General features: G+C 56.5%; 12 protein-coding genes. 3 read left to right on the top strand and 9 right to left on the bottom strand.

Features of this window, described 5'->3' with window-relative positions:
- Window positions 1-32 precede the first annotated feature (32 nt).
- Window positions 33-953 carry a LysR family transcriptional regulator gene (locus IEV00_RS10220; RefSeq protein WP_188360265.1) on the top strand — a complete coding sequence of 307 codons (921 nt, stop codon included), beginning with the start codon at window positions 33-35 and terminating at the stop codon, window positions 951-953.
- Between the two features lie 52 nt (window positions 954-1,005).
- On the opposite strand, the gene IEV00_RS10215 is transcribed toward IEV00_RS10220, so the two are convergent.
- The 6 genes from IEV00_RS10215 to IEV00_RS10190 all read right to left on the bottom strand — a co-directional run bounded on the left by IEV00_RS10215 (window position 1,006) and on the right by IEV00_RS10190 (window position 7,004).
- Window positions 1,006-2,202, bottom strand: coding sequence for an acetyl-CoA C-acyltransferase (locus IEV00_RS10215; RefSeq protein WP_188360264.1), 1,197 nt, complete (start codon window positions 2,200-2,202; stop codon window positions 1,006-1,008).
- Window positions 2,199-2,846, bottom strand: coding sequence for a 3-oxoacid CoA-transferase subunit B (locus tag IEV00_RS10210; protein ID WP_188360263.1), 648 nt, complete (start codon window positions 2,844-2,846; stop codon window positions 2,199-2,201). The genes IEV00_RS10215 and IEV00_RS10210 overlap by 4 nt, the downstream gene beginning before the upstream one ends.
- A gap of 30 nt (window positions 2,847-2,876) precedes the next feature.
- Window positions 2,877-3,593, bottom strand: coding sequence for a CoA transferase subunit A (locus tag IEV00_RS10205; RefSeq protein ID WP_188360262.1), 717 nt, complete (start codon window positions 3,591-3,593; stop codon window positions 2,877-2,879).
- Window positions 3,594-3,719: 126 nt separating this feature from the next.
- Window positions 3,720-4,943, bottom strand: coding sequence for a fumarylacetoacetase (fahA, locus tag IEV00_RS10200; RefSeq protein ID WP_188360261.1), 1,224 nt, complete (start codon window positions 4,941-4,943; stop codon window positions 3,720-3,722).
- Between the two features lie 7 nt (window positions 4,944-4,950).
- Window positions 4,951-5,793, bottom strand: coding sequence for a hypothetical protein (locus IEV00_RS10195; protein WP_188360260.1), 843 nt, complete (start codon window positions 5,791-5,793; stop codon window positions 4,951-4,953).
- Complete coding sequence (locus IEV00_RS10190; RefSeq protein ID WP_188360259.1) at window positions 5,793-7,004, bottom strand: homogentisate 1,2-dioxygenase; 1,212 nt, start codon at window positions 7,002-7,004, stop codon at window positions 5,793-5,795. Before IEV00_RS10190 ends, IEV00_RS10195 begins: the two co-directional genes overlap by 1 nt.
- A 59-nt stretch (window positions 7,005-7,063) precedes the next feature.
- On the opposite strand from IEV00_RS10190, the gene IEV00_RS10185 reads away from it, so the two are divergent.
- Together IEV00_RS10185 and IEV00_RS10180 are read left to right on the top strand one after the other, a co-directional pair.
- On the top strand, window positions 7,064-7,573 hold the full coding sequence (locus IEV00_RS10185; protein ID WP_188360258.1) for a MarR family winged helix-turn-helix transcriptional regulator: 510 nt from the start codon (window positions 7,064-7,066) through the stop codon (window positions 7,571-7,573).
- A gap of 318 nt (window positions 7,574-7,891) precedes the next feature.
- Window positions 7,892-9,364: a GntP family permease gene (locus IEV00_RS10180; protein ID WP_188360257.1), complete on the top strand. Its 1,473-nt coding sequence runs from the start codon at window positions 7,892-7,894 to the stop codon at window positions 9,362-9,364.
- 163 nt (window positions 9,365-9,527) lie between these two features.
- Here IEV00_RS10180 and IEV00_RS10175 read toward each other — a convergent pair whose 3' ends face one another.
- From IEV00_RS10175 to IEV00_RS10165, 3 genes are all read right to left on the bottom strand, one after another.
- Entirely contained in the window at window positions 9,528-9,911 is a 384-nt protein-coding gene (locus IEV00_RS10175) for a DUF202 domain-containing protein (RefSeq protein ID WP_188360256.1), read from the bottom strand.
- Window position 9,912: 1 nt separating this feature from the next.
- Entirely contained in the window at window positions 9,913-10,287 is a 375-nt protein-coding gene (locus IEV00_RS10170) for a YidH family protein (protein WP_188360255.1), read from the bottom strand.
- 536 nt (window positions 10,288-10,823) lie between these two features.
- Window positions 10,824-11,378, bottom strand: coding sequence for a Pathogenicity island protein (locus IEV00_RS10165; protein ID WP_188360254.1), 555 nt, complete (start codon window positions 11,376-11,378; stop codon window positions 10,824-10,826).
- Between the last annotated feature and the right edge of the window lie 456 nt (window positions 11,379-11,834).

Below are 11,834 nucleotides of genomic sequence, written 5' to 3'. Positions count from 1 at the left end.
GTTTTTTATAAGTAATAAAATAAGATTTACCTATGATCGGTCTCACACTTCGCCAGATGGAATACCTGGTTGCCGTTGCTGACACGGGCACTATCGCCGGTGCTGCCGACCTCTGCAAGGTCTCTCCGGTAGCGGTGGGGCAGGCTATTGATGAAATCGAGAAGTCTTTGCACACCGTGCTCACGGTACGACGCCGCTCTAAGGGGGTTGTGCTCACGCAGGCGGGGGAGGCGGTGGTTGCCCACCTGAGAAAAATCCTGCGGGAAACCCAGCAGATTCCTCAGATTGTCGAGTCGGCTAACCAGCGAGTTGAGCGCTCCATTAAAATCGGAATCTTTCCCACGCTTGCCCCTTGGGTAATGCCGGCGATTTTGAGGGAGTACGCGCAGAACTTCCCCGAGGTAAGCGTTGATTTTGTTGAGTTGACCGCGGCTCAAATGAAAGAAAAGCTCACCCTGGGCACGGTTGATGTTGCCCTGACCTACAAGGGCCACGACCCCCAGAACACCGCTGTGTTAGATGCCGGTCAGATGACCCTCTACGCCCTGGTTCCAGCCAGCCATAAGCTGGCTCAGCGGACCTCGGTTGCCCTGGATGAGCTGAGGCAAGAAAATTTTGCTATACCGGGCTATATGCCTGCCCACGACACCATCTATAACCTGTTAGAAAGGCACTCTATGGAGCAGCAGGTGGTGTGGACGGCGCAGAGTAACGACACACTGAAGTCGCTGGTGGGAGAGGGACTGGCCCTCTCTCTTATCTTCAGCTTCGGCCGTATTACCCACTCGCTACACGGCCAGGAGGTTGTCTCTGTTCCTATCGCAAACCCCGAGATAGAGAACTCGGTGGTGGTTTGCTACCCACCGCACCGGTCCCCCGGGGTGATTGAGAAAAATATCCAGAAGATTGTGCAGGCAGAGGCTGCGGGACATAACAAGAACCGGGAGCGGTAACCACAACAGCACCGCCCCCGGTTCCAGGAAAAATAATGTTTGAAAATACTGGTTATCCTGCCTTCAGCACCACCCCGTCTCCTTGGCCGCCGCCGCCGCACAGGGCAACGGCTGCGGTGCTACCGTATTCACCGGTGGCGAGCAGGTGGGCGGCATGAACCACCAGGCGGGCACCCGAGGCACCTACAGGATGCCCCATCGCAACGGCGCCGCCGTGGAGGTTCACTTTCTCAGAATCTAGGCCCAGCTCGGCCATCGATACCGCAGTCACAGAGGCAAAAGCCTCATTGATCTCTGCGAAGTCCAAATCCTCAACACTGATCCCGGCCCTTTTCACCGCCGCGGTAATAGCGTGGGCGGGCTGGGTATGCAGGGAAGTGTCGTCGGGGCCGGCAGTGTTAGCCCAGCCCACCACAGTGGCCAGAATATTCAGCCCCTTCTCTTCGGCCCAGGAGCGGCGGGCGAGAATAACCGCCGCAGCGCCGTCCGAAATCTGCGAGGCGTTACCGGCGGTAATCGTGCCGTCCTCCCTAAAAGCCGGGCGCAGCTTAGCCAGGGTCTCTACGGTGGTGTCGGGGCGAATACCCTCGTCTTTTTCCACCACGTTGACCGCACCCTTGCGGCCGGGTACCGATACCGGGGCAATCTCGGCGTCAAAGACCTCGGACTCCCAGGCGGCAGCGGCGCGCTGGTGGGAGGCAGCGGCAATCGAATCCTGCTCCTCGCGGGTAATACCGTACTTTGCGTTTCCGAGATCGGTATTCAGGCCCATAGAGTTCTGGTCAAAGGCGTCGGAGAGGGCATCGCGCTCTAGGGTATCGAGCAGGGGAGCCTGCCCAAACGCCTTGCCAGCTCGCAGGTTGGGCACCACGAAGGGAGCCTGAGACATCGATTCCTGGCCACCGGCGGCCACCACATCGGCCTCACCCGAGGTAATCAGGCGGCTAGCCTCAATCACCGAGCGCAGGCCCGAGAGGCAGACAGAATTGACGGTCATGGTGGGAACGCTCAGCGGAACACCCGCCGCCACAGCGGTTTGACGCGCGGGGTTCTGGCCCGCTCCCGCCTGGAGCACCTGACCGAAAATCACCTGGTCCAGCTGGTCAGCAGCAACCCCGGACTTCTCCAGTGCCGCCTTCAGCGCGGTAGCTCCCAGGTCAACGGCAGACAGGGGCGAGAGAGCGCCCAGCAGCTTGCCGATGGGGGTGCGGGCGGCACCAACAATCACCACATCGTTTTCTTTGCTCATGATTCAACTCCTTCGGCAACACTAAATTCGGCGGCGGTCTTCTGGCGAACCTCATCCAGGGTGACATCCGGTGCCAGGGCGGTGAGCTCCATTGAACCGTCGCGAATGGTGAAGTCGGCAAGGTCGGTAATCACTCGATCGACCACGCCCACACCGGTTAGGGGCAGCTCGCACTCCTTTTTCAGCTTGGGGGAGCCGTCTTTGGTCACGTGGTCGGTCAGCACAATCACGTTGGGGGTGCCCGCTACCAGATCCATGGCGCCGCCCATTCCCTTGACCATCTTTCCCGGAATCATCCAGTTGGCCAGATCTCCCGCCTGGGAGACCTCCATAGCCCCCAGAATCGCGGTGGCCACCTTGCCGCCGCGAATCATGGCAAAGCTGGTAGCTGAGTCAAAAATAGCGGCACCGGGCACCAGGGTCACCGTCTGCTTGCCGGCGTTAATGAGGTCGGCGTCTTCCTCCCCCTCATAGGGAAAGTTACCCATACCCAAAATTCCGTTCTCCGACTGAAGCATCACGCGCTTTCCTTCGGGAATATGGTTGGCAACCAGGGTGGGAATACCGATTCCCAAATTTACATATGAACCGTCGGTCAGCTCCGCTGCCGCGCGAGCTGCCATATCGTCACGAGTCCAAGGCATTGTCTAAATCCTCTCTTCACAGCCTGCAGGTTAGGGGCGCGGGCGCACGGTGCGCTGCTCAATCGGCTTGGTGCGCTCTGCTGCGAGGACGACGTAGTCCACGTGCACGCCGGGCGTCATCACGTCGTCGGGGTCGAGTTCACCGCGAGGAACAATTTTTTCTACCTCGGCCACCGTGATCTTTCCCGATTCTGCGCACTGGGGGTTGAAGTTGCGGGAGGTGCGCCGGTAGCGCAGGTTGCCGTCTTCATCTGCAATGGCGGCGTGAACCAGGGCCACATCGGCTACGATACCGCGTTCTTGAACATAGGTTTGGCCGTCAAACTCCGCGGTGGGCTTGCCCTCTGCTACAAGGGTGCCCACACCGGTGGCGGTGTAGAAGGCGGGAATTCCGGCTCCGCCGGCACGCAGGCGTTCTGCCAGGGTTCCCTGGGGGTTGAACTCTACTTCCAGTTCTCCCGAGAGGTAGAGTTCAGCGAAAAGTTTGTTTTCTCCAACGTAGGATGCCAGGACTTTACGAACCTTGCGTTCCTGGAGCAGAACTCCCAGACCCTCGTTGTCGATGCCCATGTTGTTGGAGACAATGGTGAGATCTTTACGGTCGGTTTGAGCCAGGGCTTCAATGAGGTCGAAGGGGTTGCCTGAGAGACCAAAACCACCGACTGCTAGGGTGTCGCCGTCTGAGATGAGCTCAGAGAGCAAGCTGGGGAGATCCCCCTCGTACACCTTTGTACTTTCCTGTGTCATGATTACCTTCTTTGTGTCTGCCACCTGCAGAGTTCCTCAGCGGTAGCAAAACCCTACTGTGCGCTATAAAAAATTAAGGAAGGCACCCCGCATCTGTAGATGCCAGGGTGCCCTCATCGCGGGTTATTAGGTTGCCGGCTTGATGGTTCCCAGGCACTCACCGAAGTCAATGGTCTCGCCATTAGCTGCGGGAGCGGTGCCGGTAAGACCAATCTCCTGGCCGTCTTCGAGGAAGAACATCTCAGAGCCGTCCTTCAAGGTCAGCGGCTCTTTACCTCCCCAGCTCAGCTCAATGAAGGAGCCGCGCTGGCTCTTCTCGGGGCCAGAAACCGTGCCGGAGGCAAACATATCGCCGGGGCGCAGAGAAGCGTTATTGACGGTCATGTGAGCCACCATCTGCGGCGCTGTCCAGTAAAGGTACTTGAAGGGCGGGTGGGAGACAGTCTCGCCGTTGACGGTCACGCCCATGGTGATGTCCAGGCCGTAACCGCCGCCCACCTCAGCGCCGTCCTCAAGGTAGGAGGCCACAGGATAGGTGCGCTCGGGCGCATCAACACGGGCGGCCTTCAGCGCCTCCCAGGGAACAATCCAGGTGCCTGCGGTCGAAGCGAAAGACTTACCCAGGTAGGGGCCCAGGGGAACGTACTCGTAATTCTGAATATCGCGGGCAGACCAGTCATTGAAGAGGAAGACACCAAAGATGTGCTCCTCAGCTGCCTTCTGCACACTCACCTCACCCTTAGGGGCGGAGCCTCCCAGCACAAAGCCAATCTCAGCCTCAATATCAAGACGGCGGCTGGGGCCAAAGCTGGGAATACCGCTTTCTTCGGGGCGCAGACCCTTGGGGCGGGGCACGTCGGTGCCGGAAACAACCACGGTGCCGGAGCGGCCGTGGTAGCCCACCGGCAGGTGCTTCCAGTTGGGCTTCAGGGCATCCTCATTGGGGCGGAACATCTTGCCCAGGTTGGTAGCGTGGTGCTCGGAAGCGTAGTAGTCCACGTAGTCAGCGGGGCTAAAAGCCAGCTGGTAGGTGACACCGTCTACCGCGTGGGTGTGAGGCTCAACGGTGCTGACCTCTTCTTCGGTGACTACCTTCTGCAACCAGGTGCGCACCTGCGACCACACAGAGGCACCCGCTGCCAGCAGAGCATCAAGGTTAGATGCCGAGACAGCCTGGGTGGCCTTTTCATCCAGGCCGCCCACGGCAGCTGCCAGGGCGCCCAGGTCAATCACGCGCTCGCCGAGGCGGGCACCGAGACGGAAAGTCTTACCGCCGTCGGCAGAAAAGGAACCGTAAGGCAGGTTCTGAACACCAAAACCAGCGGTTGAATAGGTATCTGCAAAACTCATGACTCTCCTACATCTCGAATCGTTCAACAGTTTCGGGGCGCATTAGCCCCAGGTCGCGGAGGGTTCCCGTGGGCTCTGGCACCGAGCAGGTACCAAAGGAGCGGAAAGCCTCGCGCCATTCAGTGTCTCCGGCGGTGATTTTCTCGCTCACAGCATCGCTGTCGGTGCTGTTGAGAGCCGCCAGAGCGTCGTCCCGACTACCCCCGCGCTGTAGGGTATCGATGGCCGCACCGATGTTGGCAAAACCAAAGTGGTCAAAGCCGGTCTCCTCATCGGTGTAGCGCATCGCCCGGTGCAGACCCGCCGTGAACTTGAAGGCCAGTTCGTGGCGCAGAGCCTTGTCGATGACATCCACCAGCTCGGTATCTGAGGGGAAGAGATCGGCGGTCACACCGCCGGTGCGGAACTTCAGATTAATGCCGTGCTGGGCCAGGAAATCGAGGTTTTCGTCGGTTACCTGCTCGTAGGGCAGCTCCAGATAAACCTCAATACTGCTGTTCTCCGAGGCGAAATCAGCAACCGCCTTCAAAGCCTCGGGGGCCTCAAGGGAGCCCAGCTTAAACTCGGCACCGACCACCCGAGAATCGGTGGTGTTGGCAGACATTATCTTCTTAAGATCGTCAATCTGCTCGGCGGGGCCCACCACATTGATATCAATGGCAGAGGAACCAGCCAACTCTATCGCCTTTTCTACCTGTCCCACAGGCAGAACCAGAGGCCCCACAAAACGTGAGGCCACCGGATCTGCAGCGCGGCGGATGTGCTCATCCACCGCGCGCTCAAGGGGCGCTAGCCCCGGGGGAAAGACAGCGGCGTCGTCAAAGAACTTCTCAAACGTCGCTTCAGTCATTACTTCTGACCAATCCAGCGGCCGCCGGTCCAGGAGGACTTGTAGGCCGGATCGTTGGCTGCAAGGCCGGCTTCGCCAAGGAGCAGGGGCTGGAAGGTATCAACCATCACGGCCAGTTCATCGAAGAACTCCTTGCCGATGGAGGCCTCCATAGCACCGGGCTGGGGGCCGTGAGAGTGGGCCGCCGGGTGCAGGGAGATAGAGCCTTGGTTGATACCGGAGCCCTTACGAGCCTCGTAGTCACCCTCTACGTAGAACATGACCTCATCGGAGTCAACGTTGGAGTGGTAGTAGGGCACGGGGATTGCGCCTTCGGCGTAATCCACCTTGCGGGGCACAAAGTTGCAGACAACAAAGTTGTGACCCTCAAAGACCTGGTGTGACGGCGGCGGCTGGTGCAGCTTGCCGGTAATAGGCGCGTAGTCGTAGACGCTGAATACGAAGGGGTAGAGGCAGCCGTCCCAACCGACGATGTCGAAGGGGTGCTCGGGCATCACGTGGATGGAGCCTGAAACACCCGAGGGACCGTGGCCGCGGTGCTTGATGTAGACCTCAACATCCTGGCCGTCAGCCAGCAGCGGATCGGTCGGAATGCGGTAGTTGCGCTCGAAGAAGGGAGCGTGCTCCAGCAGCTGACCGTAGCGGGAGAGGTAGCGGTGGGGCGGAGCCACGTGGGAGTTAGCCTCGATGAAGTAGAGGCGGGCCTCTTCCCCATCGCGCAGAACCCAGCGATGAATAACAGCGCGGGGAATGATGATGTAGTCACCCTGAGAAACTTCCAGGGCACCGAACATGGTCTCTACCAGGGCCGAACCGCGCTCGACATAGACGAGTTCATCGCCAATGCCGTTCTTGTAAAGGGGGCTGGTTTCGTTGACCAGGGCGTAGGAGATACGGACGTCGCTGTTGCCCAGCACCAGGCGGCGGTGACGCACAGCATCGACCTTGCCACCTTCACCCTCGAAGGTCAGATCGTGCAGCTTCAGATGCAGGGGAAGCAACGGGTCGTTGGGGGTTAGGGTCTGGTCGGGTAGCTCCCAGGAGCGCACATCAACCAGGGCCGATGGAATATGCTTGTGGTAAGCAAGTGATGAATCGAGCGAGAAGCCTTCTTCTCCGAGAAGCTCCTCGTAGTAGAGGTTGCCATCTTCATCACGCATCTGCGTGTGGCGATGCTTTGGAAGAAGACCAACTTTCGTGTAGAAAGGCATGTCTACCTATCCCTTCAGTTTGTCGGTGGAAGAACTAATCAAAGAAAAGAAGACTAAAGATGATTGATGCTCGTACCTTCGGTGAACTTTCTGAGCGGCGGCTACGGGAAGAAATTCCCTCTATCGATCCCCGGCTCAACACGGTTTTGGTTCAGCTAAACCGCACCTCTTCGAACCTCATCTCTGAGTTCGAAAGCAAGGTTCATAAGTCTTTGAACCTCACCTGGTCTGGCTACCGCCTGCTGTTTGTTCTGTGGGTTATGGGCGATATTGAGCCGGTTCGTGCCGCAGAGTTCACCAACACTAGTCGAGCATCTGTCTCAAGTCTGTCTTCCTCCTTTGAAAAGAGGGGGCTGCTGACTCGGAGCCCCTCGCCTGACGACGGACGATCGATCGTCCTCTCCCTCACCGATGAGGGACGCCGCCTGGTCAAGGCTGCTGTCGAACAGCAGGAGCGCCTGCAGCGTAAGCTACTTGCCGACTTCACCGACTCCGAACAAGAGATACTGAGTATCTTGCTCAACAAGCTGAGTCTCTCTCGTTCGATTGAGCGGGAAAGCGGTGCGTAAGTAGCCGCGCAAACTGCGCTAATCCCCTTTCCGTTATGATGGCTATCACTCTATATATCGGATCTAAAACTTGTCAACAAGTGAACTATTTTTAAAAATTTTTACTTAGTGTCAGAGTGCACTTTTCCCTTGACATCTCGCGGATTTTGCTCGATCAACCCCTGAAAATTCGGTTTCACACAGCGAAACTTCATGGCGTAGAACACGTTTTTGGTATGTAATATATGGGTCATGCTCAAAAATTTAGTTCATAGGTGAACTAAATCGCGGCCCGTTTGCCGCTCAATCTTTCCTTACTTAGTCCTTCAAGGAGTCTCTATGCTTTGGGGTTTGATAGGCATAGTTCTTTCGCTGGTGTTCCTGATCGGTCTCGCATACCGAGGACACTCCGTTGTTGCTATTGCTCCACTCGCAGCTCTGATTGCTATCGCTTTTTCTGGCGCACCCTTGCTCGCCTCCTACACCCAGATCTTTATGCCTGCTCTGGGTAACTTCATCATCGGCTTCTTCCCGCTCTTCCTAGCGGGTGCTATTTTTGGCCGCCTGATGACTGTCAGCGGCTATGCCGAAGACATTGCCCGCTGGATTCCCCAGATTTTCGGCCCTAAGCGGGCTGTGCTGGTTACCGCTATCATCACCGCTCTTCTCACCTACGGTGGTGTGAGCGCCTGGGTGATTGCCTTTACCATCGTTCCCATTGCTAAGCCGCTCTTTAAGAACGCTAACGTCTCAATGCGTCTGCTTCCTGCCGCTATTGCTCTGGGTATCTTTACCTTTGCTACCGCGGCGCTACCCGGTTCTCCCCAGATTCACAACGCGATTCCCACCCGCTTCTTCGGTACCACCACCTTCGCCGCCCCGATTCTGGGCCTCTTTGGTGCAGCGGTTACCTTTGTGTGCGGTATGGGCTGGCTGATGTGGCGGGAGCGCAGCATGAGAAAGGCCGGTGAGGGCTTCATCGATTTCGCCGTTAAGTCAGAGAACACCCTACTGCCGTCGTCCCCCAGCACCGACGGCGTCTCCGAAAGTATCGGCGACCGCCCCGCCCCCGAAACCGCCGCCATCGTGATGCCGCCGGTGGGCACTGCCAAGCGCGGCCTGATCGGTCTGCTGCCGATTCTGGTGGTTGTGGCTGTCAACGCCCTCTACGTTTACGTAATTTCTCCGCGCCTCGATACCTCCTACCTCGCCGAAGAGAAGTTCGGCGCCACCACCCTGCAGGCGGTACTGGGCGTGTGGTCGGTGACCGTGGCGCTGGTGGTTGCGGGAATTCTGATCTTCCTGATGCAGCCCAAGAAGTTTAAAGAGTACGTCGAGTCGCTTAATGACGGCGCGAAGACGGCGGTTCTGCCCGTTTTCACCACCGCCTCTGAGGTGGGTTACGGTGCCGTGATTGCTTCACTGGCTGTCTTTGCCGTTCTGCGCGATGGCCTCTTTGGGGTCAGTGATAACCCGCTGATTGTGGGCGTGGTGGCTACCGCGGTGATTTCGGGTATTACCGGTTCATCCTCTGGCGGTCTTTCCATTACCCTGCAGTCTTTTGGTGAGCAGCTCTCTCAGATGGCGGCTGACCAGGGAATTAGTGCTGAACTGATGCACCGCGCTATTGCTATGGCATCGGTTAGCTTCGACTCTCTGCCGCATAATGGCGCTATTGTGACCCTGCTGCTGGTGTGTGGCATGACCCACCGCCAGGGTTACAAAGACATTGGTGTGGTTACCGTGCTGGTGCCCTTCATTGGCCTGGTGGCAGTGGTTGCCGCCGGCCTGGCTTTCCCGGCTCTTTCCTAGGAGCTCTGAGATATAGGCGTGGCCCCTGTGCACAGGAATTCTCCTGGGTACAGGGGCCACTGTGTTAGAAGACCGCAACCCACTTATTTTGTACAGGCTTGTCTCTGATGTACAGCGGTATCTCTGTACATCAGAGATAACCCTGTACAACGGGGCTTACTCCCTAGAAGAGGGTCAGAATTATCGCGATACACATGGCAAGTACCAGTGCGGCCAGCCCAAGAACCTGGGCGGTGTTGGGGTGGTACTTTTCATTGGCAACCCCGCGTGCCTGGTTCTCATAGCGGGTGGTTGCTGTGAAGAAGACCCAGACCGTTGCTCCGATGATGATCAGGGTGGGGAAGAGGGTAAAATGCCCCAGTCTCAGTTGAACAAGAAGCAGAATAAAGAGAGAGAAACAGGTGCGTACCCAGGAGAGGGAGGAGCGCTCGGGCTGTAGGCCAACATCGGAATGAATCGGCTCAAGAAAACGGGGATTGGTGTTGCTACGGCGAAAACGGAGCCTTCTGGTTTTGCTGCGCCTCCGCTCCTGAGAAAAATCAGACATGCTAGACCACAGACAGGCTAACCACGATTGCCGAAGAAACCGCAACGATTAGAACAATAAGGGGGAGTCCGGCAGGGGAGGGCAGGGGCTTTCCCACCCGCATGGAGCGCTCTACCCGAATCCAGCGAAAGACCGCAAAAACGGTGAGGATGCAGGCAAGGATGGGCATGAGAAAGGCGATGATGTGCCAACGTTCGCCGTCAATGCCGGGCATTCCCTCAAAGGCGTAGGCGGCGATGCCGCCCGCGAGAAAGGCGAGGGAGGTTCTAATCCAGGCTAGAAAGGTGCGCTCGTTTGCCAGGGTGAAACGCGGGTCAGGTTCGGTTCCCTCGCGGAAAAGCTTGCGGGAGAGCCAGTCTCGATCGTCCTTGCTCATGTGTCTCCTTGCTCTCGGTCTGCTGGGCTGTCAACCTGGGCTACCTCTAGCAATACCAGAATTTTCTGGCTTCGGCGCTGTTAAAGAGCCGGCTTCTGAACAAAAGGCCGCTAGAAAGACGGCTCTTTGTTCAGAAGCCGGCTCCTTAGTGGGGCTTTAAGCTCTGCGGTGGGCAGAAATATTATTCTGCTCAATCTCAATCGCTAGTAGCTTTGGGCTAAACCTAGGAAAAGGAGCTGAGAGCATCCTTAATCAAATGGTGGTGGACTTATTAGGAAAATATCTTGGCTTTATCAAGCGCACTAAGACTCCCTTCCCAGGAACCACCCTAGGGTTAACAACGTACCTACTGCTACAAATGGGACTCCAAGGAGCCACCCAATGAGCACCAAATCTGCTTCTATACTACGAAACAGCAGGTAGCTAACTATGCCTAAACCCCAATACAGAAGAATTGCTGGAAGACCAATATTATTTTGAATTCTTTCTAACATAAATATCGCTCAAATATCCTTGATGGGACAGATGTTGAAATTCTATCCAAAACATGATGCAGCTGCGCCAGTTAGGCCACCGCCTACTCCACCAACTACGGTGCCTACTCCCCCGGCTCCTACGGTTCCGATAACAGGGAGAGTGACAGTTCCAACTGCCGCGCCAGCTAGGCCTAGAGTTCCTGCGCCAGTTACGGCTCCACCTCCGATACCGGTCAGGCATTGACCTACACTACGCATTTCTGTAGTTGCGATTGCGGAAACAAGTAACTCGTTATTTCCGTTATCTTCATACTTCAAGAAGATTTGATTGCCGTTCTGGTCAACTGATTCCTCGGGAAGCACCTCTGAGTTACCTTCTGTATCGGTGGCGATAGCTTTGCCCTCATCGTTAAAGGAAAGATCGAACTCGTTGGAGCCGATGATGGCTTGACTATCGTTAACAGCGAGATACTTGAGTGAACCTTCAGTAGCGTTCGTACTTGAAACAGTGCTAGTAGGAGTCGTCGCATGGGCACTCGGAGCAACGGCACATATTGTGCCCACAGCAAGGAGTCCGATAGCAAAATTAGTGGAGATTTTCTTTCCAGGAGTCATTGTTCTTCCTTTCGTCCCAGAGTATCTTTGCTCTGGTGATTGGCAACACTTAAACCTCACACACACAATATAAGTAAGTCAACTTACTATATAACAGTTTGATAACAGAGCTACCAAAACACCTAGTCAAACGAAGGAAAAAGTCTACGACATACCTTCAGTCAGTATATGACACTTATAAAAACACATATCCCGCAGTGCTGTAAACAAAACATTCAATAGCATGCGATCTAATGCAATCACCTATTAGCGATAGCTTGTGAGTTGACTCCTGACCTAGTGACGACTCTGTCGATTGCTATTATTGTTTGGTTTGAGGCGTTGAATCATGCTGGGGCGGGGTTGGATAGGGGTATGGGGTAAAAGTGTATCCCCAACGCCCTCACAGCCAGAAAACAACCAACCCCACAACTTAGTCCCAGAAACTAACCTCAACCCACTACCACCCAAAATTCC

Origin of the sequence: Rothia aerolata (genome assembly GCF_014635585.1) — a bacterium.
Lineage (GTDB): Bacteria > Actinomycetota > Actinomycetes > Actinomycetales > Micrococcaceae > Rothia > Rothia aerolata.
The sequence above is the reverse complement of the archived record's forward strand: the minus strand, read 5'-3'. Positions and strand labels throughout refer to the sequence as shown.